This window comes from Pontibacter sp. CAU 1760, from assembly GCF_054482735.1.
Genome location: NZ_JBTLRL010000015.1, coordinates 73,324 through 97,500 on the forward strand (window position 1 = coordinate 73,324; position 24,177 = coordinate 97,500).

Consider the following 24,177-nt stretch of genomic DNA (forward strand, 5'->3'; position numbering starts at 1 on the left):
TGCTGTAAAGCCGCGGAATTACTTCCCGAAGGTGAAGCCAATCGTAGCCATGATCGTAGAGTGGCGCGCATTGGTCAGGTCGCCTTCGAAATACTCTTCTGGGTTATTGTCCACAAAGTCTGTCAGGCTGCCGTTGTAGCGCATACCCAAGCTGATACCGCTCCGGGTGGCAAAGCCTACACCGGCCGCATACCCTACCTCAAAGCGCTTAAAGCCATCAATGTCACGCTCTGTGGTGGAAGAGGAAAACGGCTGCCCGTTCACCTCTTCGTTTATCTTGTTTTTAACACTTAACAGGTAGGAGGCCTGCGGGCCTGCCTCGAAGTAAATTGGCCCGGCTTTAATTTTCGCCAGCACAGGTAGGTCAATGTAATTATAATTCATCTCGCCTTCGCGCGTGCCAGAGCCAATAGGTGTAGTCACTTGAGAATCCTCGTATTTAAAGCCTTTGTTAGAGTACAATAGCTCCGGCTGGATGAAGAAGAAGTCCGGCACCACTGGAATACCGAACGTCAGGCCCGCGTGAAAGCCAAGCTTGTTTTCGTAGCGTGATTCATTTTTAAGGTCGCCCTCCAGGTTAGAAAAGTTTGCGCCTCCTCTGATACCAATACCAGACTGAGCGTTTGCCGCAGCAAAAGAGCCGAAGGCCAGAGCGAGTGAGAATAATAGCTTTTTCATAAGTTAAATCTGTTTTGAGTACATGCCTGTAAAAGGCTGCGTACGGGTTAATAGATAAAGGTTAAGTTGTGATAACACATCTGCCAAGGCTTTGTTTTGCCGGGCTAGATGTTCAGAGAAGCGATTTGCAAGAAGCAGGCCAAAACATAGCTGAAGCCTATATAGAATGGCAAAATATTTTTCACTTTAATATAAGTGCTTGATAAGCAGCACTGTTTAATAAAAGAGCCCGGCCTAAGCCGGGCTCTTCATTTTTTTCATAGTCTTAGGTTGTACTAATGCACGTGCGATTATCTGCTCGGGAACATATAACCTACTGTAAGCATGAACACATCGTTGCGTCTATCCGAAATATTTGTGTCATCATTCAGTTTTGAGACGTCGCCGTTATAGCGTACCCCGATGCTCAGGCCCAGTGGCGTAGATGCTAATCCCACACCGGCAGCATAGCCAAAGCTGGTAGCTTTGTAGAAGTCCAGGTTGTCGATGACGTTATTGCCACCTTCCTCTATATCGCCACCAATTCTGAAGGATACCTGCGGGCCACCCTCAAAGTAAAGTGGGCCAGCGTTGATCTTGGCCAGTACTGGCACATCAATGTAGCTGAGTTTGATCTTACGGTTATCGTCTTTGGACTCAGCACCTTTTTTCGAGAACAACACTTCCGGCTGTATCGCAAAAAAGTTGTCAGAAGAAAGGGAGAACTGAGAGATTACACCAGCATGGAACCCAAACATTCTGTCTGAGTACGCGGTCGGGTCATCGCCTGACAACCCTGAATAGTTGGCACCGGCACGGATACCAAAGCGCGGCGTCTGCGCTTGGGCAGCCACCACGGTTGTTAAAATGAATGCAAAAAATAGAATCGTCTTTTTCATGGTCGTATTTTGCTAAAACACTGTTGGTTGAGCTTCAGGCCGCAAAAGTCCTTTGCACAGTGTAAGGCTATTACGCACAGGCTAGAGAAAAGTATATAAATTCATTTAAAATTTAGGGGATGCACACTGAGCGGGAATCAGCGAACGGGGGTGGTATAAAGCAGCACAGGTGCAGCGGGTATGCACTGCACCTGTAGGCAAAATGGTGAGGTTAAAAACTCTACCCTGCCCAGCCTTCACGGTCGAGGCTCCGGTACTGAATAGCCTCTGCCAGGTGCTCTATTTTGATGGTGTCGCTATCGGCCAGGTCGGCAATGGTGCGGCTTACCTTCAGAATACGGTCATAGGCGCGGGCGGAGAGGCCAAGCCTTTCCATGGCGGTTTTTAGCAGCGTACGGCCCGCCTCATTTATCTGGCAAACCTCCTTCACCATCTGAGAGGGCATCATGGCATTAGAGTGTATTTGCGGCACATCTTTGAAGCGTTCGGTCTGCAGCATACGGGCTGTTTCTACGCGCTCACGCACAGTGGCGCTGTCTTCGGCTTTGCGAGTGGCTATCATCTCATCAAACGTAACCGGCGTAACTTCCACATGCAGGTCGATACGGTCGAGCAGAGGGCCACTTACCTTATTCAGGTAGCGCTGCACAATGCCTGGCCCGCACACGCATTCCTTGTCCGGGTGATTATAGTAGCCACACGGACAGGGGTTCATGCTGGCCACCAACATAAAGTTTGCCGGGAAGTCAAGCGTAGATTTTGCCCTGGAAATAGTTACGCGGCGTTCTTCCAGTGGCTGTCGCATTACCTCCAGCACGGTGCGCTTAAACTCCGGCAATTCGTCCAGAAATAACACGCCATTGTGCGCCAGGGAAATCTCGCCGGGTTGCGGTACCCCGCCGCCACCTACCAGGGCAACGTCGGAGATGGTATGGTGTGGCGAACGGTAGGGTCGGGTGGTCAGGAGCGAGGCGGCTTCGCCAAGTTTACCTGCCACGGAGTGTATCTTGGTCGTCTCAAGGGCCTCATGCATCGAGAGGGGCGGCAGGATGGAAGGCAGGCGCTTGGCCAGCATGGTTTTGCCTGCACCCGGCGGCCCGATCATGATCACGTTATGACCTCCGGCGGCAGCAATCTCCAGGGCGCGTTTGATATTTTCCTGGCCCTGCACATCGGCAAAATCGGCAGCGTAAAGGTCCACCGTATTCTGGAACACCTCGCGGGTGTCGATGACCAGGGGTGGGATGTCACGCTTGCCATCCAGAAACTCAATGGCTTCCAGGATATTGGCTACCCCGATCACATCCAGGTTATTCACGATGGCGGCTTCCGTGGCATTTTGGGCAGGCAGTATAATGCCCTTGAACCCCTCTTTCCGGGCCTGTATGGCAATGGGCAAAACACCCTTCACCGGTCGCAGCGAACCATCCAGCGACAGCTCGCCCATAATCATGTACTGCCCCACCTTGTCCGGCGCCATTTGGCCCGAGGCTGCCAGGATGCCCATCGCAATCGGGAGGTCATAAGCGGAACCCTCTTTGCGGATATCGGCAGGAGCCATGTTGATAACGATCTTCTGCCGCGGTATTTTATACCCATACTGCTTCAGTGCCGACTCAATCCGCTGCTCTCCTTCCTTAACGGCATTGTCGGGCAAGCCCACCAGAAAGTATTTAGTGCCGGCGCTTACGTTTACTTCAATCGTGATGGTATAGGCATTAACGCCCTGCACGGCGCTGCCAAATGATTTGATGAGCATTTTAGGTATAGTAGCAATGTTAGATGTGATTTTATCGTGCCAACACAAGCCAAGTTAACAAAGTTTAATCGGTATCATCAACATCTGAACTTTGTATTTACATTTGTGCTTAACAGGGGTGAACCGGCAAGCTTACCTAAGCGTATTAGCATGCTGTTTGAGCCTTTAAAACGTGCATCGAGGTAACCGAATTTACATGCAGACTGAACAGAATGACCAAGGAGCAGTACTTGTTCCGTCGCCCTTAAATAAAAGTGTACTGGCTATCTTTACCCAAGCCCAGCATAAGCTTCGGGAGCAGCTTATGCTGGGCTGCCCCTTGCCCGAGGTGCTGGAGATGCTGATACGCGCCGTTCAGACCTCTAATAAAGACATGAAATGCTCTATCCTGTTGGTTGACGAACAGACACAAACCCTGTATACAGGCAGTGCTCCCGATCTTCCGGAAGGCTATGTACAAGCTATCCATGGCTTGAAAATTGGTCCTAAAGCAGGTTCCTGCGGTTCGGCTGCCTTTATGCAGGGCAGGGTAGTAATAGAAGATATTGCCACTAGCGAGAATTGGAAAAATTTTTCCTTTGCCCTGGATTATGGCCTGCGCTCTTGCTGGGCCGAGCCGATCTTCTCTTCGGATAAGCAGAAAGTGCTGGGCACCTTCGCCATGTATTATAGCACCGTCAGGAAACCGCTGGAAGAGGAGAAGGGGCTGCTGGAGCTAACGGCAGGCCTTGCTGGCACAGCCATAGAATGGAAGCAGTTACTGAATGAGCGTACAGCGCTGGAAGACAACCTGCGCAAAGCAAACGGCGACTTACTGGCCCTGAATAAAGACCTGGATGGACGGGTGAAGGAACGGACGGCTGAGTTAAACTACCAGAACCGCATCACTAAAACCATCACCGACAATGCCACGGCGGCCTTGTTTATGATGGATGAAAATGGCATCTGCACCTTTATGAACCCTGCGGCGGAAGCCATGACCGGTTTTACAATGGCGGAGGTGAGGGAGAAGCCACTGCACGACCTTATACATCATACCCACCCAGACGGCACCCATTACCCGATGGCAGAATGCCCGATAGACCGTGCCCTGCCCCAGGACAATTCGGTGCGGGCGCACGAGGATATCTTTATCCGTAAGGATGGCACGTTCTTCCCGGTATCCTGCGCAGCCAGCCCTATTAAAGAGAATGGCATACCGGTAGGTACTGTGGTTGAGGTGCGCGACATCACCCGCGAGAAGCAGGCACAGCAGGAGATCATGGAAAGCGCTGAACGTTTCCGGTTGGTGTTGGAGGCCATGCCGCAGCTTTCCTGGACGGCTAATGCAGCGGGCGAGTTGGACTACATCAATCAACGCTGGCTAAACCACTACAGTGACCAGGACCCTAACATATATGGCTTGGGGGAAACATGGCTAAAGGCTGTGCACCCCGACGACCTGGAAAAGGTAACAGCAGTATGGACGGAAGCCGTTACAACCGGGAATAACTATGAAACGGTTTTCCGGATCAAGCAAATAGACGGAGTGCATCGCTGGCATATTGTGCGCGCCCTGCCACTCCGCGACCAAAGTGGTAACGTGATGAAGTGGTTTGGAACCAGCACCGACATACACGAGCAGCGTATGGCCATGGAAGACCTTGCCCAGGCACAGACACAGCTCGAGAAAGCTAACGCCGAGTTGAGCCAGAAGAACCAGGAGCTTACCCGCACCAACGCAGACCTGGATAACTTTATCTACACTGCCTCACATGATTTGCGTGCGCCTGTCACCAACCTGGAGGGCTTGCTGCAGGCGCTGGCCGAAGAAATGGGAGATCCGGAAGAGAACATCAAGCCGCTGCTGGGTATGATGGACAAGGCCATTGTGCGTTTCAAGAAAACGATTGAGGACCTGACGGATATTTCGAAAACGCAGCGCAGCAGCGAAGATGTCTCAGAGGACATCGGCCTGCAGGACTTGCTGGAAGAGGTGAACGAAAGCATTGTGGAACTCATCAAAAGGGAACGAGCCACTGTAACATCAGACTTCAAAGCAGTGCCTGCCTTAAAGTTTTCCAGAAAGAACCTGCGCAGTATTGTGTACAACCTCGTGAGCAATGCCATCAAGTACCGTTCGCCGGAGCGGGATGCGGTAGTAAAGGTAAGCACCACGCAGCAGGATAACTTTGTGCGGCTGCGGGTGCAGGACAACGGCCTCGGGGTGGATATGAAGCAGACAGACCAGCTTTTCGGCATGTTCAAGCGCCTCCACGACCACGTAGAGGGTTCAGGCATCGGTTTATACATTGTGAAGCGCATTGTTGAGAACGCGAATGGCTACATTGATGTCAGCAGCAAACTAGGGGAGGGCACCACCATTGATGTATACCTGCCACAGCAGTAGGGGCAAGCATATATTCTAAAAAGGGAACGGGCTGGAGAGATTATCTTTCCAGCCCGTTCCCTTTTTAAGTGTGAGTATGGTTAAACCAGTTGCTGCTCCAACAGCAAAATCAGGATATGGATTACCTTGATGTGAATCTCCTGCACCCGGTCGGCATAGCCCATGTGCGGTACGCGTATCTCTACATCGCAGAGCGGTGCCAGCTTACCGCCGTCTTTGCCGGTCAGCCCCACTACTTTCATGCCCTTTACTTTGGCTACTTCGGCTGCTTTCAGCACGTTGGCGGAGTTGCCGCTGGTGCTAATGGCCAACAGCACGTCGCCGGTATTTCCCAGCGCCTCCAGATAGCGCGAGAACACGGCATCATACCCATAGTCGTTGCTGACGCAGCTCATGTGGCTGGCATCTGCAATGGCAATGGCTGGCAAAGCGCGTCGGTCGTTGCGGTAGCGGCCCGTGAGTTCCTCGGCAAAGTGCATAGCGTCGCACATCGAGCCGCCGTTGCCGCAGCTCAATATTTTGCCGCCGCCCTGTATCGCCTCGGCCATGGTGTTGGCTGCCTGCTCAATGGCCAGGATGTTTTGCTCGTTTTGCAGAAAGTTGGTCAGCACTTCCTGTGCTTGCGTGAGTTCTGTGAGTATAGTGGTTGTTGCTGTCATGTATGAATGAAATGGCGGGCACTGCCGCCTCTTTTGCGTTGTGGGGTAACAGTTATGCTATACGGTAAGTTGCATTTGCGTAAGCCGCGCGTACAAGCCGCTGTGCTGCTGCAACTCGTCGTGGGTGCCGCGCTCCACAATACGGCCCTGCTGCAGTACCAGTATCTCGTCAGCGTGCTGAATGGTGCTAAGGCGGTGCGCAATCACAATGGAGGTCCGGTTCTTCATCAGGTTGGTTAGGGCCTCCTGCACCAGCTTCTCCGATTCCGTGTCGAGCGCTGAAGTCGCTTCATCCAAAATCAGGATCGGCGGGTTTTTAAGGATAGCGCGGGCGATGCTCAGGCGCTGCCGCTGGCCCCCAGATAATTTTCCTCCCCGGTCGCCTATTACGGTTTGGTAGCCATCCTCTGATTGGATGATAAACTCATGGGCATTGGCGATTTTGGCGGCCGCAATCACTTCTTCTTCCGTCGCGTCGGTTTTATTGAAGGCGATGTTGTTGAAAATGGTGTCGTTAAAGAGAATCGATTCCTGCGTTACGACCCCAATCTTATCGCGCACCGACTCCATGGTATATTCCCGAATGTCATGCCCGTCGATGTAGATGGCACCTGCAGTTGGGTCGTAGAAACGGGGTAGCAGGTCGGCGAGTGTGGACTTTCCGCCACCCGACGGGCCCACCAGCGCCACGGTCTTGCCTTTTTCTATCGTAAAGCTGATGTCCTGCAGCACCGGCTTGCCTCCGTAGCCAAAGCACACATCCCGGAACTCGATCCCCTGCGTGAAGGCTGGCAGCACCTTGGCGTTTGGCTTGTTCACGATCTGCGGCTTGGTGTCGATCACCTGCAGTACCCGCTCCCCCGAAACTAATCCGCGCTGGATGTTACTGAACGACGAGGACATGGCCTTGGCTGGCACCAGCACCTGCGAGAACAGGATAATGTAAGTGATAAACTCTGCCGGGGTCAGTTCTGATTGCTGGTTCAGTACCAGGTTACCGCCATAGTATAGCAGGCCTGCTACCACGGTTACGCCCATAAACTCGGAAAGGGGAGAAGCCAGATCGCGCTTGTGGGCAATAGAGCGTTGAATATGCGCGTAGCGGTTATTTTGCTGATGGAACTTACCCAGTATAAAAGGCTCGGCATTGAAAGCTTTAATCACGCGCATCCCGCTTAGGGTTTCGTCGATGATGGTGAGGATAAAACTCAGGGAATCCTGCCCCTGCTTGGCCCGGCGCTTTAAACGCTTGGAGATACCCGCAATGATACCGCCCGAAATAGGGAGCAGCAACAGCGTAAACAGCGTCAGCTTCACCGACATCGTGAACAGAATCACGAAGAAAGCGATGATGGAGATCGGCTCGCGCACTACCGTCGTCAGCGTGCTCACCACCGAGCTTTCTACCTCCTGAATGTCCACGGTGAGGCGCGTCATCAGGTCGCCTTTGCGCTCGTTGGAGAAGTAACCCAGTTGTAGTTCCGTTATGCGTTGGTAGATGGTATGGCGCATGTTGCGCACCACATGCGCCCGCAGGGCCCCCACAATCCGAAACGCCAGGTAGCGGAACAGATTCGCAAGGAAAACAGACGCTACTACCAGCAAGCAGACAAACAGCAAAGCGCCCTCGCGGCCCTCTTCCAGGATAATCTGCCCGAAATAGTAGTTAAAGAAATCCTTCAGGAACTCAATATTGAGGCTAAACTCAGGCTTTACAGCCGTCATGGCCGCAGCCTCCTCCGGGCTCACCTCCCCGAAAAGCACATTCAGCAGCGGAATAATAAGCGTGAAGTTAAAGAGGCCGAAAACAATGCCCAGGATAGTATATAGGGAATACAGCGGAACAAACCGGCTATACGGTTTGGCAAACTGCAGAATGCGAAGGTAAGTCTTCATGCGTGGTAAAAGTGGTGTTGCTATGGCCAGCAACTACATGGGAAGCGCCTTACAGCGTTTCAATAATTACAGGCTTAGCGCAGCATACCGCCGCTGCATAAGCCGCTGCAAAGATACTTATTAAAAGGCATAAAACAGAAGCGGCAGAATGTATGGTTCTGCCGCTTCTGCTTAAGGGTTGATACTTGGTTAGAATTGATGCAGCCGCTGCGGAATGTTCCAGCGGAAGGCGAAAGACGTGAAGTAGGTGTTGTGGTCCATCGCATCTACTTCAGCATCTGCACGCCGCACTACCTGCTTCAGGTCCAGAAACACATTATGCCGGATCTGGTAAGAAGCTGTCAGATCCAGGTATACTTGGTTGGTGGTTACGCCCTGGCCAATCTCGTTGCCATAATCGCTTACACGGTCCAGGTAAGAGAGCAGCACATTGCCGCCGTAGTTCAGGCTGTCCGTATCCTGGCCATACTGCGTGAAGATAGCCTGAGCCTTCAGGTTAAGGCGGGGGAGCGGCTGATACCGGACCATGCCCACAAACTCATACAGGTTGGCCCCGATGGGGTGCGCCAGCGGTTGGTTGTAATGCTGGTAATTCGTGAATTTATCGGTATGCTGGTAGGTATAAGGCCGGATGATGTTCACTTCGCTTTGCAGGTCCAGGTTGCTCAGTCCGAAAGCATCGATGTACTTGGCACCGATCTGGCCCGCCTGCTTGTTGGCCCACCAACCGTTGCCGCCTTTTACCTCGTTCAGCAGAAACTCATCCAGCATCAACTGGCCATACAGTTGCACCCGATTCTGAATGTTCCATCGGAAGTCGGCACCCAGCATGGCGTTGTCTTCGCTGCCGAGGCCCTGCTCAATGCTTCTGTAAAAGATAACGGGGTTCAGGTACTGTAGCTCGAACTTGCCTTTGCCGCGAGCGAAAACTATCTGCTCAAACAGTCCTATGTTGAAGTTATTGGTCACATTCACCCCCAGGCGGTGCAAGGCCATGTATTTTTTAGGGAACAGCTCATCGCGCCCGGTACGCCGAAATTCAGAGATAAGCTCCTGGAACAGGTTCATGTAATGCAGCTTCCAGACACGGGTATTCAGCTTCAGGAAAAATCCAGGGGGAGCGTAGTCTGAATAGATTAAGGAGCGGACACCGTCTCCAATCACGTGGCGGTCGTGGCCGAGCTGTATCTCCACATGGTCGCTGAGGGCATAGTTCAGGTAACCGCGCGCGGTGATGAAGTCATACCCATCCTCCTTGAATTTTTTCCAGAAAGTCTCGTGCGGCACCACATTGTCACGCAAGATACGGTCGTTCACATACCCCGGGAAGCGGGCCTGGTTTTCACCGATAAAGGCATAGTAGCCAAAGCGCTCGTCAATGGACCCTTCTACCTGCACGCCCCGGGTGTTCACGTAGCGTACCCCTTCGGTTTGGTTATCCAGCCCCAACTCAAAATGGAGGACAGGGTTCACGCGAACCGTGAAATTCTTATTCTGGAAGTGGTATAGGTCTGTTTTGTTACGGAAGAAGTGCTTCAGGACAGGTCGGTCGCTGTCGTTGCGCGCCTGGTCGGTATAGTTCCAGTTGTCGTTGAGGAGGTACTGCGCGTTAAACTGGTCAACGGCATTGTGGCCGTTGCGTGCGCTTACCTCCGCTAGGTCGGCCACGTCGGCACGTCCATAAGGCCTTACAGCCGTTTGCAGCGAAGGTACCCGATCGCCATACTTGATCTGGTAACGATCAATCCAATGGTATACATCGGGGTTATAAGGGACATAAACATCCTGCGCCTGCACCGAAAAGCCGGCTGTCAGCAGTAGGGCAAGGGCACAAAAAACATGTTTCATGGGCATAAGCTGTTTCAGGGGATGGTAAGATTCTGAAATGCGAATGTACTGTTTTGTCGCTTGATTTTTTCGGGAAACCATATGAATTTATACTTTAGCGGGAGCAACCACCTTAATAAGCACGCCATGCTACGCTACCTGCGGCATCATCAGATAAACAAAACAGCCTGGGATGCCTGTGTACATGCCGCGGCAGAGCGAATTATCTATGGCCAATCGTGGTATCTGGATGCCGTATGCCCACGCTGGGATGCTGTGGTGGAAGAGCAGGAAGGACGCTATGTCTCCGTTTTTCCGCTGCCGCTGGCCCGGCGAATGGGGGTATGGCGGGTGCAACAGCCACTTTTCACGCAGCAGTTGGGGCTATTTACCACCACTGAGAGCACTAATCGGGAGGTAAGCATCTACCTGAACCTGTTGCCGCCTTCCTATCGAAAAGTATACCTGCAGCTGAACACACAAAATAAGCTAGCCTCCGGCATACCGCAGTATCATGGCAGCGAGCGACAAACCTACCATTTATCTCTGGAGTTGCCTTACCAAGCCTTATACCAGCAGTACAACAGTAACCAGAAGCGTAACATCAACAAAGCCATAAAAGCCGGTCTGGAGGTGCATGCGCTCTCTGAGGTAGATACCCTGATCCGGGTGTTCCGGGAAACCAAGGGCGTGGAGCTGCGTGAACTGAGGTCGAGGCATTACCAAATGCTTCAGCAGTTATACCTTGCGTTGCAACGCCGGCAGGCTGCCGGGTTATTGCAGGCGGTGGGGGCAGACGGGCAGTTGCAGGCAGGGGCATTGCTGGTGCACGAACCAGGGAAAATCATTTTTCTGTTTGGGGCCTCTACTGCCGCCGGGAAGCGAAACGGTGCCATGGCTTTCCTGTTGGATGCCTGCATTCAGCGGTACGCAGGGAGTGCTTGTGTGTTCGACTTTGAGGGCAGCATGGTGCCGTCGGTGGCGAAATTCTATGCGGGCTTTGGTGGAACGCCGGTGCCTTACGTATCTTTAAACCGACAACTCACACCCTGGTACCGCACATGGAAAAAAGTAAACTTCACATCCTGACTGACACGCCCTCGCTGGCAAACCATTTTATTGCTGAGCTGCGCGATGTAAAAGTGCACGGCGACAGCATGCGTTTCCGCCGAAACCTGGAGCGTTTAGGGGAGTTGCTGGCCTATGAGATTTCGAAAACGCTTCCTTACAGGCAATCAGAACTGACAACCCCACTGGCCGATACGCAAACCATGCTGTTAGCGGAGCAACCGGTGCTGGCTACCATTCTGCGGGCGGGCCTACCACTGTACAATGGCATGCTGCATTACTTCGACAGGGCATACAGCACATTTGTGGGTGCCCACCGCGTGGAGGAGGAAGATACCGAACTGGAAATCAACATGGATTACCTGGCCTCCACCAACCTGCACGACAAGATATTGATTCTCGCGGACCCAATGCTGGCAACTGGCCGTTCGCTGGTGAAATCATACAAAGGCATGTTGCGCCACGGAGAGCCGAAGCAGGTGCATGTAGCTGCCGCCATAGCCGCCCCGGAAGGGCTGGCGCATGTGCAGCAGGAAATGCCGGAGGCTATTATTTGGCTTGGCGCTCTTGATCAACACTTGAACGAACGCTCCTACATTGTGCCTGGGCTGGGCGATGCGGGGGACTTGGCTTTTGGGCCGAAGATATAGCTGAACTAATGCCCCAGGCAGGTTGTTTCTCCCTAACGCGCTGCCTGATTTTTCTAGATAGATTTTTTGAAGCCGTACCGAAGCAGGTTATGTGCCAACTGCGTATATACCGAGCCACTGTTTTTTATTTCGTTTACACTTTTAGCGCTTGGTTGTGGAGTTTATAAAGTATCTATCCGTTTACCTGATCAGCATGGTGAAATTTTTCGGTGGTCCTGTCACCGGGGTCTCTCTTGGACTATCATACCTCGAAACCGTGTTGCTGACCGCGGCAGGTATGATGACGAGTGTGGTGATTTTCTCCTTGATCGGGAATGCGGTATCTAAATGGCTGTCGCGGCGCCGGAAGGCACAGCAGCAGCCCATCTTCAGCAGAAAGAACCGACGCATCGTGATGGTATGGAAGCGCTTTGGCGTAACCGGCGTGGCTTTCCTGACACCCATCCTGCTTACTCCCATATTCGGGACGATAGTGGCTGCTTTGCTAGGGGCACCCCGTCGGCTTATTTACGTGCACATGCTTTGGAGTTCCTTGTTCTGGGGCGCCACGCTGACATTTGTGGTGTATGAGTTCGGCCAACTAGCCTCTAAATTCTTTTAAAGTCAATCTTCAGTAGAGAAGTTTATACATCAAAAAAGGGAGCCGTTAAGCTCCCTTTTTTGATGTATAAACGCACAAGCGCTACTTACGCTTGCTGCCTTTCTTTTTTGTTTTTTGCCAGAAGGAAGCTTTCGGGTCGCCTTTGCTTTTCTTAGGTTTTCCTTTCGGTATGCCTTTCTTTTCATGGAAAGCCCCCTTGAAGTCCGGGTTGTCCTGACGCTTCTGGTGGTCAATGGCTTTGGCTATTTCCTGCTGCTCCTCAAAGGGCGTTTTGAAAACCTCTACCGACGCTGGCATTGGTAACTCAGGGATCTGCATGCGGATCAGTTTCTCAATCTTGCGGATATGGTGCATCTCCGCTTCGTTGGCAAAGGTAATGGCGGCCCCCTCTTGCTCTGCACGGCCTGTGCGCCCGATGCGGTGCACATAGTCCTCGTACACAAACGGCACGTCAAAGTTAATCACGTGGCTCACCATGGTTACGTCGATGCCGCGGGCTGCCACATCGGTCGCCACTAAAAAGCGGATATCGCCACCCTTGAAAGCCTCCATGGAATTAATGCGCGTGTTCTGGCCTTTGTTGCCATGTATGGCCCGCACTTCGCCATAGTTACGGTGCTCTATAAACTTCGAAACGCTCTCTGCATTCTTCTTGCTTCGGGTAAAGATAATCACGCGGTTAAGGTTTTCGGCATCCTGTATCAGGTGCTCTAACAGCTCAATTTTTGTGCGGAGGTTGGGAACCTGGTACAGTACCTGGCTCACTTTATCTACAGTAGTGGCTTGTGGCGTAACTTCTACCCGCGTCGGGAACTCCAGGAACTCTTCTGACAATTCCACTACTTTCTCAGGCATGGTGGCGGAGAACAAAAGGTTCTGGCGCTTGCGTGGAATCACCTCCAGCAGCTGCCGGATCTGCGGCATAAAGCCCATGTCCATCATCTTGTCGGCCTCATCCAGAATCAGCGTCTTCAGGTCTTTCAGGATCAGGTCGCCTTTCAGGTAGAGCTCCATCAGGCGCTTGGGAGTGGCTACCAGTATGTCGATGCCCTGGCTAATGTTCTCGATCTGCGTTTTCGGGCCGAGTCCGCCATAAATGGCGGTATGACGCAGGTCGGTATACTTGGCCAGCAGGGTAATATTCTCCTCAATCTGCATCACCAGCTCGCGGGTAGGCGCAATAATGAGCGCGCGTGGGTGCTGGCCCTGCGCATACTTCACCTTCATGATCAGCGGCAGCAGGAACGCGGCGGTTTTGCCCGTGCCGGTCTGGGCAATACCCAGAATATCCTGGCCTGCCATGATCAGGGGTATGGCCTGTAATTGTATGGGCGTGGGTTTTTCGTAGCCCGCTTCTTCAATGGCGTTCAGCAACTGCTTGTTCAGCTTAAAATCCTCGAACGTGGTTATCTCTTTCTCTGCTTCTTCGGCCATGGTAATCAAATTTATACTTGGTGATTGTCTACAAAAGTACGGCTTTTTTGTGGTTGCGGGATAACTCTGGGCAGATGGGGCAGTAAAAGAGCCCGATAACTCTTATATTAGCCGTTAGTGGCGAACAACAGCTGCTTTATTAGCTTACATAATTGCATCCTATGACATCCATCCTGATCAAAAACGCACAAATCGTAAATGAGGGTAGCATTACCGCTACTGATGTACTGGTAAAAGGCGGCCGTATTGCGCAAATAGGGAAAAACCTTGCTGCGGAGGCCGAACAAACCATCGATGCCACGGGCTTGCACCTGCTGCCCGGTGTGATCGATGATCAGGTACACTTCCGTGAGCCGGGCCTGACCCACAAGGCGAACATAGAAACCGAAGCGAGAGCAGCAGTGGCAGGCGGTACGACTTCGTTTATGGAAATGCCGAACACCGTGCCTAACGCTGTTACGCAGGAACTGCTGGCAGACAAGTACGCTATCGCAGCCGAAACATCGCTTGCCAACTACTCCTTCTATATGGGGGCCACCAACGATAACCTGGCGGAGGTATTGCTCACAAACCCAAACACGGTTTGCGGGATTAAGATATTTATGGGTTCATCCACAGGCAACATGCTGGTGGACAACGAGGAAACGCTAGAGCAGATCTTCTCGAAAGCCAAACTGCCGATTGCCGTGCACTGCGAGGACGAGCAGACCATCCGCGACAACATGGCGATTTATGAGGAGAAGTATGGCGAGGATATTCCGATTAAGTGCCACCCGGAGATCCGGAATGAGGCGGCTTGCTTCAAGTCGTCTTTTATGGCTGTGAAACTGGCCGAGAAGCATAACACGCGCCTGCACATTCTGCACATCTCCACCGAAGAAGAACTGAAGCTGTTCCGCAACGACATCCCGCTGGCGGAGAAGCGCATCACAGCGGAACTGTGCGTGCATCACATGTGGTTCGACAAGGACGATTACGATAAATACGGAACACTAATAAAGTGCAACCCGGCCATAAAAGAGCATCGCCACAAAGAAGGTCTGCTGAAAGGCCTCCTGGAAGACAAACTGGATGTGATCGCCACTGACCACGCCCCGCATACCTGGGAGGAGAAGCAGGCCAAGTACAAAAAAGCGCCATCAGGGGTGCCACTGATCCAGCACTCGCTGCAAATGATGCTGGAGTTTGTGAAGCAAGGCAAACTGACCTTAGAGAAAATGGTAGAGAAGATGAGTCATGCGCCAGCTATTCTTTTCAACGTGCGCGAGCGGGGGTATATCCGCGAGGGTTATTGGGCCGACCTGGTGCTAGTGGACCTGAACAAGCCTTATACCGTTACCAAAGCGAACACCTACTACAAGTGCGATTGGTCGCCGTTTGAGGGCCATACCTTCAGCAGCAGCATCACCCATACCATCGTGTCCGGTCACCTGGCTTTTGCAAACGGTGCTTTCGACGAAAGTAAAAAAGGGGAGAGAATGCTTTTCGACAGATAGGATGGAGTTAGAGAAGTTTAAGGAATTGCATCACCGTTTCTTCGGGAAAGAGTTGCCCGAAGAAACGGTGCAGTCAGAGGAGTACGAAGCCTACAGCGACGCCATCCACGAGGACGAGGCATGCTACAATTGGGCAACTGCAGAAAAGCTGAAAGCCAAGGGGTTTGACTACCAGGGGTATTGCTGCCTGATGCTGGCCGACAAGGTCTTCGAAAGCCTAGACGAGGAGGGCGAGACAAGGTATGACGACCCGGAGGTGATCATCAACAAATGGGATGAAGGGCTCTTTGGAATTCCTATTCACAACGGCAGCGCATCGATGGTGGTGATTAATTACTGCCCCTGGTGCGGAAGCAAGCTGGCGAAATAAAAACACAAAAAATGCGTCAGGGTATTGCATTGTATGATTTCATCCGTATATTTGCACACTCAAACGAGAATACGGTGGTTGTAGCTCAGTCGGTTAGAGCACCAGATTGTGATTCTGGGGGTCGTGGGTTCGAGCCCCATCTTCCACCCCAAGCCCTTGAAGCAAACCTTCAAGGGCTTTTTTTATTTACATTGTATGAATGGATGGTTAAACTGCTTCCTGCAAGTTTTAAGTATTCACTCATTCAAAAATCAGTCATTCAAAATTAAAAAATATGAGCTTAACAGTAGTCGGTTCGATGGCGTTTGACGCGCTGGAAACCCCTTTCGGGAAAACAGATAAAATTGTAGGCGGTGCGGCAACCTATATCTCTTTGTCGGCCTCTTATTTTGTGAAGCCTGTAAACGTCGTGTCGGTAGTAGGCGGTGATTTCGACCAGGACCATATTCAGTTGATGCACCAGTTAGACATCAACACCGAAGGCGTGCAGGTGAAGGAGAACGAGAAGTCTTTCTTCTGGTCTGGCCGCTACTTTAACGACATGAACAGCCGCGAGACGCTGGTAACAGAGCTAAACGTGCTCGGCGATTTCGATCCGATTATTCCGGCAAGTTACCAGGGCTGCGAGTACCTGATGCTGGGCAACCTGGCACCGCAGGTGCAGCGCACTGTGATCGAGCGCCTGACCGAGCGCCCGAAGCTGGTGGTGATGGATACCATGAACTTCTGGATGGATATTGCTTTGGACGAACTGAAGCAAACCATGAAACTGGTAGATGTGCTGTCGATCAACGATGAGGAGGCGCGGCAGTTGAGCGGCGAGTATTCCCTGGTTAAAGCCGCTAAGGTAATTATGGAGATGGGGCCAAGGTTCCTGATCATCAAGAAAGGCGAGCACGGTGCCTTGCTGTTTAACGAAGAGAAGGTATTTTTTGCGCCAGCGTTGCCACTGGAGGAAGTGTTTGACCCAACCGGCGCCGGCGATACCTTTGCGGGCGGCTTCATCGGTTACCTGGCCAGCACCGGCAACACCAGCTTCGATAACATGAAGCGCGCCGTAATTTATGGTTCTGCGCTGGCTTCTTTCTGTGTGGAGAAATTCGGTACAGAGCGTCTGAAAAATTTGTCGCAGGACGAGATTGAGAACCGCGTGCAGCAATTTGTAAACCTGGTGCAGTTTGACGCTGAACTAAAATAAGATAAGTCATTTAGTACCAGAAAACAGAAAAGGGAGGCGAGGGCCTCCCTTTTCTGTTTTTCCAGAGAAGCTTGCTCTCCTTATACCCAAAAAACTAACCTGTTGCTGTTGCCCGGCGCTGTTGCGATAACGTATAAATACAGGTAAGCCGGACGCTTCTAGTTTAAAATAAATTGTAACAAAAAGAAGTCATAAGGTGTAAAAATATTTAGAAACTAATGAGGAGATTGGATTATGAGCATTAAAAATAAAGATAACAAGAATATAGACGAGCTAAGTAAGAATAACCCAAACCAGGTTGATCCGAACAAGCCAATGGGCCGTATTGATGACAGCCCGAATCGTAATGCACTAAACAAAGACGCTACGAAAGTGCAGAACCCGAACCGCAACTTAGCGAAGGGTGGCAATAACACGCCAAACAACAAGTAGCACCAACACACGCAAAATAACAGCTATGAAAACTAAAAGGGAAGGGGACCGCAAGGTCCTTTTCCCTTTTTTATTGATACAGTAAATGTAGAGTTGAGGGCAAATCCCTATATTTCGTTTTGATCGCTCATTCTTACATGTTCCAAACCGAAATCTGTATCTTGGGTGCCGGTCCCGGAGGTGCTGCTGCAGCGCTTCACCTGGCCAACAAAGGCATTCCGTCTCTCCTGATTGACAAAGCAACTTTCCCTCGCGACAAAGTTTGTGGCGATGCCCTGAGTGGCAAAGTCGTGAACGAATTACGGCGCATCTCATCAGACTTGCCTGTGCTGTTTAGTCAGCAAGCGGAGCAACTGCCTTCATGGGGCATTCATTTCATCTCGCCTGGCGGGCATCAACTCAGTGTACCTTTTAAGTACAACTACCAGCCTTCGCAGGATACACCAGCAGGGTATATCTCCAAGCGCCTCCATTTCGATAATTTCTTGGTGGAGCAGGTGCGGCAACGCCCAGAGGTGCATTTTCTGGAAGGAGTAGACATTACAAAGTACGAGCGTCAGCCGGATGGCAGCTTTATCCTTTCAGGGAAGGATGGGGAGCCGTTAGTGCACACAAAGCTCTTGCTAGTGGCAAATGGGGCGCAGTCGGGCTTTACGCGCCATGTGGCGAAACAGGAGCAGGAACCGGAGCATTTCTGTGCGGGCCTGCGGGCGTACTATCAAAATGTAGTGGGGCTGGATAAGGATAACTTCATCGAGCTACACTTCTTTAAAGACTTTCTGCCAGGCTACTTCTGGATCTTCCCGCTGCCAAACGGACATGCCAATGTGGGGGTCGGAATGCTGAGCAGCGTAGTGAGCAAGAAGAAAGTGAACCTGAAGAAAGAGATGCTGCGCATGATCAAAACACACCCCGAACTGCAGAAGCGCTTTGCCAACGCCAAGTTGGTTGGCGACATTAAAGGGTATGGCCTGCCGCTGGGCTCCAAGAAAAGAAGCATCTCCGGTGACAACTATATGCTGCTGGGCGACGCCGGATCCCTGATCGACCCATTTACCGGTGAGGGCATCAGCAATGCCATGATCAGCGGGCGGTGGGCAGCAGAACAGGCATCACAGTGCTTGGGGCAGCAGGACTTCTCTGCGGACTTCTTAAAGGGGTATGATGCCGCCGTATACAATCGCCTGTGGAAAGAACTGAAGTTAAGCCGCAGAATGCAGCAGCTACTGGACTATCCGTGGCTCTTTAACCAGGTAGCCGCCAAGGCCTCCAAAAACAAGGCCCTCGCTGAAACCATCTCCTGCATGTTCAATGACCTTGACCTGCGCGAGCGCCTGAAACAACCGTCGTTTTATCTGAAGTTGCTGTTTAATTAGACGTTAGACGCCAGATACTAGGCGTTAGACTTTTTTTTATTTTAATTACTCTTTAGGCAAGAGGCAAAGGGCGCCTGCGTCGCTGTGAGAAATCTGAAATAATGCATGGGTATAAGTTCACTCAGATCTCTCCCAACGGTCGAGATGACAACAGAGCTGGGATGAACATATAATTGGAATATCTAAAATCTAACGTCCTGTTCTAAAAATCCTGCTTTAGCCACAGCTTGAAGTTCTGCTTTTGTGCAGCAGTAGCATCAAGACGCTTCTCAATCGTGTATTTGCTGAAATAGCTTTTGCCATACGATTGCAAAGTGACAGTACGCAGTTTCTTCTCGCGGAACAGGGTAAGTTCTACTCCCTCTGGCCAGAGCATGAGCAGTTGCTGCAGGTTGTTCTCTATCTTTCGGCCGTTTACGGCTATCAATTCATCATCCACGCTCAGCAATTGGCTGGCTGGTGCATCCGGGGCTATAGCAATCACTTTCGTCACCTGCTCCGGAGATATCTTAAAGCCATACCTGCCTTCATACAGCAAAGGGTTTTCCTGCTCTGTCAAGGTGCAGCCTACAGAGTGCAAGGCCTCGTTTAAGGCTGGTTCAAGCGGCTCGGTTCCATTGATGTATTTGTCGAAATAGGCTTGGAATGACTGCCCTGCTACCTCATCTACCAGTTGGGCGTAGTCCTGCTCCGTATAGCCAATCCCCTTTTTCCCAAACCGTTCCCACATCAGGCGCATCACGGTGTCTAGGGAGGCTGTATTTTGGGTGGCCTCGCGCAGTTGCAGGTCCAGGAGCAGCGCTGTGAGGGCACCTTTGATGTAGATCGACACCTTTCGGTCCGGTATGCCCGGCTTGTAGCCATCCAGCCAAAGGTCAAAAGAAGAGTCGGCTACGGAGAGGTTATGGCGGCTGTAGTCGGCGAAATAGCGCTGCAGCGTGGTGTTCAGCTCGGCAAAGTAGGCCTCAGCCGTGAAGAAGCCGCTGCGGGCCAGCATGTAGTCGCCGTAGTAAGTGGTAACGCCCTCGGCCACATATCCTGTCCGGAAGTAGTTTTCCTGCGCAAAGTTATAAGGCAGCATCTCCTTAGGGCGTATCTTCTTGATGTTCCAGGTATGGAACAGTTCATGTGAGCTCACCCCTATAAACTCCTTGTACAGGCTTGGCTGCATCAGCAGTCCGCCAGGGCCTAGTGTAATAACAGTGGAATGGCTGTGCTCTACACCATGGAAGAAGCGGTAAGGGAGTATCTCGTTCAGGTAATGGTACTCAGGCACCGGAAAATCGCCGAAGACCTCTATCTGCTCCTTTGTATACCCTTCAAAATCCTGCTTCATCCGCTGCCAGTCAGGTTGGCAATCGCCTTGCAGCCATATATGGAACCGCGTGCCTGCTACTTCAAACGTTTGCCTTTGCAGGCTGCCGCTGGCAATAAAAGGGCTATCGGCCAGGGCGTCAAAGTTGTCTGCTTCCAACACATGCTTCTCCATCTCCCGTAACCCGCAGGCAACCTCCCAATGTAGGGGCATGGCCAAAGCCAGTTGGCAGGGCTCCTGCTCGCGGCCTTCCACCGCCATCAGGCAATTGATGGGGTTGAGGTATAGCTGCTCTTCATCCAGCCACGATCCGCCGGCGTCCATCTGTCGTGCATAAAAGCTATAGCTGACCTCTATCGTTTCGGCACCTTGGGTTTCTACCTGCCACCTGTCTTTGGTTACCTTGCTGATCGGGAGCGGCTGCCCGTTGGCATTGGCCGTGATGTTGCGCAGTTTCTGTGCAAAATGCTGCAGTTCGTAGCGGCCGGGGCGCCAGGCCGGCAACTGCAGGTATAACTCATAAACCGTGTTGTGCGGGATGGTAAGCGTGATCTGTACAAAATGAGAGAGCGGATTTTGATATGAAATGCGGTAGTATAGCATGCAAAAGCAGGGTATAATGTTAAATTAATGAACCTAAAATCTTTCCTTACGCAATCAGGAGGGCAATTAAGGCAGTTTTTTGCAGAATGTTCGTGAATGGCATTGCTAATTTACAAAAGGTTCCTTAATTTTGCAGGCCATAATAAAACCATTGGCAGACGATGAAAAGAACATTCCAGCCTTCTCAGAGAAAAAGAAGAAACAAGCACGGTTTCAGATCAAGAATGGAGACCGCTAACGGTAGAAGAGTATTGGCCAGCAGAAGAGCCAAAGGCAGAAAGAGACTATCTGTTTCTGACGAAAAAAGACATAAGGCGGCTTAATCCCTAACAGGGGATAGCTTCGCTTTTTCGTTTTTGCTGATGCAAATGCCAGCTGACGATTCTCAAGCAGAGCGACCGTTTTCTCATACATTTTCAAAAGAAGAACGCTTGTGCAGCAAACGCCTTATCGCGCTGCTGTTTAGCAAGGGTTCTTCTTTTAATGTGTATCCGCTGCGGTTTGTATACCATACGCCGCAAGACATGCCGCCTGCCCAACCGCAGGTACTCATCTCCGTTTCTAAGCGCTACTTCAAGCGCGCCACCGACCGTAACCGCCTGAAAAGGCAGATACGGGAGGCGTACCGTCTAAACAAGCAGGTGCTTTCCCAGAATCCGGAGCAGGCTCCAAGGCTTTTGGGCATCCTTTACATTGGCAAGGAAAAAAAATCCTACAATTCTATCCAGAAAAAACTAATTTCAGGTTTGGCGCGTTGTTTGAGTAAGTAGTCTTACTGCGTCCTATCTAACCCTGAAGTTATGTATAAGAAGTCTATAGCCGGTCTCCTGATCGGTACCTTGGCCTTAGGCCTGTTTTCCTTCAAAACAGAGTCTGAGCGCTATTTCGAAATCGCCAAAAACCTTGACGTATTTGCCACGCTCTTCAAAGAGGTGAACACCTATTACGTGGATGAAGTACCACCTGCGCAAATGATGCGCGCGGGTATAGATGCCATGCTCAAGTCGCTGGACCCCTACACCAATTACATTCCCGAAGACGATATAGAGGATTTCCGCACCATGACCACGGGGCAGTATGGCGGTATCGGTGCTATTATCGGCAGCCGAAACGGCAAAGTGGTGGTGCAGATGCCTTACGAAAACTCGCCGGCGCAAAAGGCTGGTCTGGTAATCGGGGATGAGATCCTGAAGGTGGATGGCGTGAATGTGGTTGGCAAGTCTACATCAGACGTGAGCAAACTGCTGAAGGGCCAGGCGAACACTCCTATTAAGTTAGAACTGCGCAGCTTTGGCCAGTCCAAACCAAGGACCATAGAAATCACACGCTCCAACATCATGGTAAACAATGTGCCTTACTATGGTATGGTGGATGACAAGATTGGTTATTTCCAGCTGTCTGGCTTTACCGTGGATGCCTCTAAGGAAGTGCGTATGGCGGTGCAAAAACTAAAAGAGCTGGGTGCAGAGAAAATCATCTTCGACCTGCGCGATAACCCCGGAGGCCTGTTGCACGAGGCGGTGAACATCTCTAACGTGTTTGTGGATAGAGGCAAAGACATAGTGAGTACCAAAGGCAAAGTAACGGAATGGAACAAGACCTATAAGTCGCTGGATGAGCCTTTGGACGTTGATATGCCCCTGGTTATCCTGACCAGTTCGCGCAGTGCCTCTGCCTCTGAGATTGTGGCAGGCGTGATGCAGGATTACGACCGGGCCGTGCTGATTGGGGAGCGGACCTTTGGTAAAGGACTTGTGCAGGCCACGCGCCCGCTTTCGTATAACTCACAACTAAAGGTAACAACCGCTAAATACTATATCCCGAGTGGCCGCTGCATTCAGGCCATCGATTATACCCACCGCAACGAAGACGGTAGCGTAGGCAAGATTCCTGATTCGCTTCGGGTGGCTTTCAAAACTGCGAGCGGCCGGGTAGTATACGATGGAGGTGGCGTAACACCGGATATTTCTGTAAAACAGCAGGAGTACTCTGATATTACCAAAGCTATTGCTTCTAAAGGGCACTTCTTTGAGTATGCTAATAAGTTTAAAGCGGAGCATCCAAGTATTCCGGTAGCATCAAAGTTTGAGTTAAGTGATGAAGAGTACAAGAAGTTTGTTTCCTTTCTGGGCAGCAAAGACGTTTCTTACAACACCGGCATCGAACGAGAACTGGATGATGTAGTGAAGCAAGCAAAAGACGGTAAGCATTACGAGGATATCCAGGCAGAACTGGATGCGATCAAAAAGAAGGTGTCGCATAATAAGGCAAACGACTTGACACGCTTCAAAGCAGAAATCAGGGAGGTATTGGAAGCAGAGATCGCCTCACGCTATTATTTGCAGAAAGGCTTTATAGAGGCCACCTTCGACGATGACCCCAATATCCTGATGGCAAAAGAAGTGCTGCGTGACCAGCAGAAATACAATGCTTACTTAAAAAGAAACTAAACATCAGAAAGCTCAATAAGTAAAAAGGATCGTGTCAAGCGCACGATCCTTTTTACTTTTCAGGCAAGCAGCAATTTTTGTTCTTGCTGCTTTCCGCTAATTTTACAACTTAACTATTTGCTACATACATGGCCCTGTTACTTGCACTCGAAACCTCTACTAATGTTTGCTCCATTGCCTTGTACAATGATCAACAACTGTTGGGGGCTTCCGAGTTACAGATAGAGAAGTCTCATTCGTCTCACATTACTGTGATGGTATCGCAGTTAGTAGAAAACTGCGGCGCTACCTTACACGACTTAAGTGCGGTGGCAGTGTCAGGAGGGCCTGGCTCCTATACCGGATTACGTATAGGCACCTCTACGGCGAAAGGGCTATGTTACGCATTGGATATTCCCTTATTGGAAGTATCCACCCTATACGGATTGGCTGCCCAAGTTATAGGAGTTACACCTAATCCGGAGCAGTACCTTTTCTGCCCGATGCTGGATGCACGGCGTATGGAAGTATACACTTGTTTGCTGAACCATGAGTTGCAGGAGATCGACCCTGTTCAGCCTGTTGTGTTGGATGCACATACATTTGAAAACAACTTGGCCCGGCAACCGGTTATCTTTTTTGGGAGCGGGGCACCCAAGTTTCAGGAATTAGTGAAAGATAACCCCAACGCCCTGTTTATAGAAGGTATACTCCCGTCTGCCAAGAGAATCGGTATGCTAGCATATGACAAGTATAACCAACAAGCATTTGAAGATGTGGCGTATTATGAACCCTTCTATTTAAAGGATGTTTATATAGCGAAAACCAGTAAAAGCACTAAATAAATCAAAGACATGTCTGAGTTAATAAATAAGGTGGCGCAAAGCACACTGGTTACCCTAAACCTCGAAGAACTGCTGCACCCTGGAGAGCGTGTAGTATATGATATAAAAGACAATTTGTTCCATGGTCTTATTTTAAAGGAAAAAGACTTTCGGGCATTTGTGAAAGAGAATGATTGGGCAGCGTATGAGGGCAAGAACATAGCCATCGTCTGCACCGCCGATGCGATCGTACCAACTTGGGCCTATATGCTACTGGCTACAAAGTTGCAAAACC

22 protein-coding genes and 1 tRNA gene (1 of these 23 only partly in view) are annotated in these 24,177 nt (G+C 51.0%); 15 read left to right on the top strand and 8 right to left on the bottom strand.

Annotated elements, in window-relative coordinates:
* Window positions 1–18: 18 nt before the first annotated feature.
* From ACXYMU_RS17890 to ACXYMU_RS17900, 3 genes are all read right to left on the bottom strand, one after another.
* Window positions 19–678 (bottom strand): porin family protein, encoded by a 660-nt coding sequence (locus tag ACXYMU_RS17890; protein WP_458987795.1) that lies wholly within the window; start codon window positions 676–678, stop codon window positions 19–21.
* A 290-nt stretch (window positions 679–968) separates the two neighbouring features.
* Window positions 969–1,556: a porin family protein gene (locus ACXYMU_RS17895; protein WP_458987796.1), complete on the bottom strand. Its 588-nt coding sequence runs from the start codon at window positions 1,554–1,556 to the stop codon at window positions 969–971.
* 220 nt (window positions 1,557–1,776) lie between these two features.
* Entirely contained in the window at window positions 1,777–3,315 is a 1,539-nt protein-coding gene (locus tag ACXYMU_RS17900; protein ID WP_458987797.1) for a YifB family Mg chelatase-like AAA ATPase, read from the bottom strand.
* A gap of 196 nt (window positions 3,316–3,511) precedes the next feature.
* Between ACXYMU_RS17900 and ACXYMU_RS17905 the strand changes: the two genes are divergently transcribed.
* Entirely contained in the window at window positions 3,512–5,704 is a 2,193-nt protein-coding gene (locus tag ACXYMU_RS17905) for a PAS domain S-box protein (protein WP_458987798.1), read from the top strand.
* 80 nt (window positions 5,705–5,784) lie between these two features.
* On the opposite strand, the gene lpcA is transcribed toward ACXYMU_RS17905, so the two are convergent.
* The 3 genes from lpcA to ACXYMU_RS17920 all read right to left on the bottom strand — a co-directional run bounded on the left by lpcA (window position 5,785) and on the right by ACXYMU_RS17920 (window position 10,107).
* Window positions 5,785–6,363, bottom strand: a complete 579-nt coding sequence (gene lpcA / locus ACXYMU_RS17910; protein ID WP_458987799.1) for a D-sedoheptulose 7-phosphate isomerase — start codon at window positions 6,361–6,363, stop codon at window positions 5,785–5,787.
* A 57-nt stretch (window positions 6,364–6,420) separates the two neighbouring features.
* Window positions 6,421–8,259: an ABC transporter ATP-binding protein gene (locus ACXYMU_RS17915; RefSeq protein ID WP_458987800.1), complete on the bottom strand. Its 1,839-nt coding sequence runs from the start codon at window positions 8,257–8,259 to the stop codon at window positions 6,421–6,423.
* Between the two features lie 189 nt (window positions 8,260–8,448).
* On the bottom strand, window positions 8,449–10,107 hold the full coding sequence (locus ACXYMU_RS17920) for a hypothetical protein (RefSeq protein ID WP_458987801.1): 1,659 nt from the start codon (window positions 10,105–10,107) through the stop codon (window positions 8,449–8,451).
* Window positions 10,108–10,188: 81 nt separating this feature from the next.
* Here ACXYMU_RS17920 and ACXYMU_RS17925 point away from each other — a divergent pair, with 81 nt between their 5' ends.
* From ACXYMU_RS17925 to ACXYMU_RS17935, 3 genes are all read left to right on the top strand, one after another.
* Window positions 10,189–11,175: a GNAT family N-acetyltransferase gene (locus ACXYMU_RS17925; protein WP_458987802.1), complete on the top strand. Its 987-nt coding sequence runs from the start codon at window positions 10,189–10,191 to the stop codon at window positions 11,173–11,175.
* Window positions 11,148–11,804, top strand: a complete 657-nt coding sequence (gene upp / locus ACXYMU_RS17930) for a uracil phosphoribosyltransferase (protein ID WP_458987803.1) — start codon at window positions 11,148–11,150, stop codon at window positions 11,802–11,804. The genes ACXYMU_RS17925 and upp overlap by 28 nt, the downstream gene beginning before the upstream one ends.
* A 193-nt stretch (window positions 11,805–11,997) precedes the next feature.
* Complete coding sequence (locus ACXYMU_RS17935) at window positions 11,998–12,405, top strand: hypothetical protein (RefSeq protein ID WP_458987804.1); 408 nt, start codon at window positions 11,998–12,000, stop codon at window positions 12,403–12,405.
* Window positions 12,406–12,486: 81 nt separating this feature from the next.
* Here the strand turns inward: ACXYMU_RS17935 and ACXYMU_RS17940 are convergent, their stop codons facing one another.
* Window positions 12,487–13,839 carry a DEAD/DEAH box helicase gene (locus ACXYMU_RS17940; RefSeq protein WP_458987805.1) on the bottom strand — a complete coding sequence of 451 codons (1,353 nt, stop codon included), beginning with the start codon at window positions 13,837–13,839 and terminating at the stop codon, window positions 12,487–12,489.
* A gap of 161 nt (window positions 13,840–14,000) precedes the next feature.
* Between ACXYMU_RS17940 and ACXYMU_RS17945 the strand changes: the two genes are divergently transcribed.
* From ACXYMU_RS17945 to ACXYMU_RS17970, 6 genes are all read left to right on the top strand, one after another.
* Entirely contained in the window at window positions 14,001–15,335 is a 1,335-nt protein-coding gene (locus ACXYMU_RS17945; RefSeq protein ID WP_458987806.1) for a dihydroorotase, read from the top strand.
* Window position 15,336: 1 nt separating this feature from the next.
* Entirely contained in the window at window positions 15,337–15,705 is a 369-nt protein-coding gene (locus ACXYMU_RS17950; RefSeq protein ID WP_458987807.1) for a DUF6980 family protein, read from the top strand.
* A gap of 74 nt (window positions 15,706–15,779) precedes the next feature.
* Window positions 15,780–15,856: transfer RNA gene (locus tag ACXYMU_RS17955), tRNA-His, on the top strand.
* 123 nt (window positions 15,857–15,979) lie between these two features.
* On the top strand, window positions 15,980–16,903 hold the full coding sequence (locus ACXYMU_RS17960) for a PfkB family carbohydrate kinase (protein WP_458987808.1): 924 nt from the start codon (window positions 15,980–15,982) through the stop codon (window positions 16,901–16,903).
* 234 nt (window positions 16,904–17,137) lie between these two features.
* Window positions 17,138–17,335 (top strand): hypothetical protein, encoded by a 198-nt coding sequence (locus tag ACXYMU_RS17965; RefSeq protein WP_458987809.1) that lies wholly within the window; start codon window positions 17,138–17,140, stop codon window positions 17,333–17,335.
* A gap of 137 nt (window positions 17,336–17,472) precedes the next feature.
* Complete coding sequence (locus ACXYMU_RS17970; protein ID WP_458987810.1) at window positions 17,473–18,711, top strand: NAD(P)/FAD-dependent oxidoreductase; 1,239 nt, start codon at window positions 17,473–17,475, stop codon at window positions 18,709–18,711.
* A 202-nt stretch (window positions 18,712–18,913) separates the two neighbouring features.
* On the opposite strand, the gene ACXYMU_RS17975 is transcribed toward ACXYMU_RS17970, so the two are convergent.
* Entirely contained in the window at window positions 18,914–20,629 is a 1,716-nt protein-coding gene (locus tag ACXYMU_RS17975; RefSeq protein ID WP_458987811.1) for a M61 family metallopeptidase, read from the bottom strand.
* A gap of 161 nt (window positions 20,630–20,790) precedes the next feature.
* On the opposite strand from ACXYMU_RS17975, the gene rpmH reads away from it, so the two are divergent.
* The 5 genes from rpmH to ACXYMU_RS18000 all read left to right on the top strand — a co-directional run.
* Window positions 20,791–20,952, top strand: coding sequence for a 50S ribosomal protein L34 (gene rpmH, locus ACXYMU_RS17980; RefSeq protein WP_219878235.1), 162 nt, complete (start codon window positions 20,791–20,793; stop codon window positions 20,950–20,952).
* Window positions 20,953–20,997: 45 nt separating this feature from the next.
* Window positions 20,998–21,399, top strand: a complete 402-nt coding sequence (locus ACXYMU_RS17985; protein ID WP_458987812.1) for a ribonuclease P protein component — start codon at window positions 20,998–21,000, stop codon at window positions 21,397–21,399.
* Window positions 21,400–21,429: 30 nt separating this feature from the next.
* Entirely contained in the window at window positions 21,430–23,079 is a 1,650-nt protein-coding gene (locus tag ACXYMU_RS17990) for a S41 family peptidase (RefSeq protein WP_458987813.1), read from the top strand.
* A 128-nt stretch (window positions 23,080–23,207) separates the two neighbouring features.
* On the top strand, window positions 23,208–23,903 hold the full coding sequence (tsaB, locus tag ACXYMU_RS17995) for a tRNA (adenosine(37)-N6)-threonylcarbamoyltransferase complex dimerization subunit type 1 TsaB (RefSeq protein ID WP_458987814.1): 696 nt from the start codon (window positions 23,208–23,210) through the stop codon (window positions 23,901–23,903).
* 9 nt (window positions 23,904–23,912) lie between these two features.
* A protein-coding gene (locus tag ACXYMU_RS18000; RefSeq protein ID WP_458987815.1) for a DUF2480 family protein crosses the window boundary here: on the top strand, window positions 23,913–24,177 show its 5' portion. Its footprint extends 248 nt past the window's final position; only the first 265 of its 513 coding nucleotides appear in the window; it begins with the start codon at window positions 23,913–23,915; the stop codon falls past the right edge of the window.

What these genes read in the sequence shown, in the direction of transcription:
- ACXYMU_RS17890 (WP_458987795.1), bottom strand. Translation starts at nt 678, where the DNA reads ATGAAAAAGCTATTATTCTCACTCGCTCTGGCCTTCGGCTCTTTTGCT.
- ACXYMU_RS17895 (WP_458987796.1), bottom strand. Translation starts at nt 1,556, where the DNA reads ATGAAAAAGACGATTCTATTTTTTGCATTCATTTTAACAACCGTGGTG.
- ACXYMU_RS17900 (WP_458987797.1), bottom strand. Translation starts at nt 3,315, where the DNA reads ATGCTCATCAAATCATTTGGCAGCGCCGTGCAGGGCGTTAATGCCTAT.
- ACXYMU_RS17905 (WP_458987798.1), top strand. Translation starts at nt 3,512, where the DNA reads ATGCAGACTGAACAGAATGACCAAGGAGCAGTACTTGTTCCGTCGCCC.
- lpcA (WP_458987799.1), bottom strand. Translation starts at nt 6,363, where the DNA reads ATGACAGCAACAACCACTATACTCACAGAACTCACGCAAGCACAGGAA.
- ACXYMU_RS17915 (WP_458987800.1), bottom strand. Translation starts at nt 8,259, where the DNA reads ATGAAGACTTACCTTCGCATTCTGCAGTTTGCCAAACCGTATAGCCGG.
- ACXYMU_RS17920 (WP_458987801.1), bottom strand. Translation starts at nt 10,107, where the DNA reads ATGAAACATGTTTTTTGTGCCCTTGCCCTACTGCTGACAGCCGGCTTT.
- ACXYMU_RS17925 (WP_458987802.1), top strand. Translation starts at nt 10,189, where the DNA reads ATGAATTTATACTTTAGCGGGAGCAACCACCTTAATAAGCACGCCATG.
- upp (WP_458987803.1), top strand. Translation starts at nt 11,148, where the DNA reads ATGGAAAAAAGTAAACTTCACATCCTGACTGACACGCCCTCGCTGGCA.
- ACXYMU_RS17935 (WP_458987804.1), top strand. Translation starts at nt 11,998, where the DNA reads ATGGTGAAATTTTTCGGTGGTCCTGTCACCGGGGTCTCTCTTGGACTA.
- ACXYMU_RS17940 (WP_458987805.1), bottom strand. Translation starts at nt 13,839, where the DNA reads ATGGCCGAAGAAGCAGAGAAAGAGATAACCACGTTCGAGGATTTTAAG.
- ACXYMU_RS17945 (WP_458987806.1), top strand. Translation starts at nt 14,001, where the DNA reads ATGACATCCATCCTGATCAAAAACGCACAAATCGTAAATGAGGGTAGC.
- ACXYMU_RS17950 (WP_458987807.1), top strand. Translation starts at nt 15,337, where the DNA reads ATGGAGTTAGAGAAGTTTAAGGAATTGCATCACCGTTTCTTCGGGAAA.
- ACXYMU_RS17960 (WP_458987808.1), top strand. Translation starts at nt 15,980, where the DNA reads ATGAGCTTAACAGTAGTCGGTTCGATGGCGTTTGACGCGCTGGAAACC.
- ACXYMU_RS17965 (WP_458987809.1), top strand. Translation starts at nt 17,138, where the DNA reads ATGAGCATTAAAAATAAAGATAACAAGAATATAGACGAGCTAAGTAAG.
- ACXYMU_RS17970 (WP_458987810.1), top strand. Translation starts at nt 17,473, where the DNA reads ATGTTCCAAACCGAAATCTGTATCTTGGGTGCCGGTCCCGGAGGTGCT.
- ACXYMU_RS17975 (WP_458987811.1), bottom strand. Translation starts at nt 20,629, where the DNA reads ATGCTATACTACCGCATTTCATATCAAAATCCGCTCTCTCATTTTGTA.
- rpmH (WP_219878235.1), top strand. Translation starts at nt 20,791, where the DNA reads ATGAAAAGAACATTCCAGCCTTCTCAGAGAAAAAGAAGAAACAAGCAC.
- ACXYMU_RS17985 (WP_458987812.1), top strand. Translation starts at nt 20,998, where the DNA reads ATGCCAGCTGACGATTCTCAAGCAGAGCGACCGTTTTCTCATACATTT.
- ACXYMU_RS17990 (WP_458987813.1), top strand. Translation starts at nt 21,430, where the DNA reads ATGTATAAGAAGTCTATAGCCGGTCTCCTGATCGGTACCTTGGCCTTA.
- tsaB (WP_458987814.1), top strand. Translation starts at nt 23,208, where the DNA reads ATGGCCCTGTTACTTGCACTCGAAACCTCTACTAATGTTTGCTCCATT.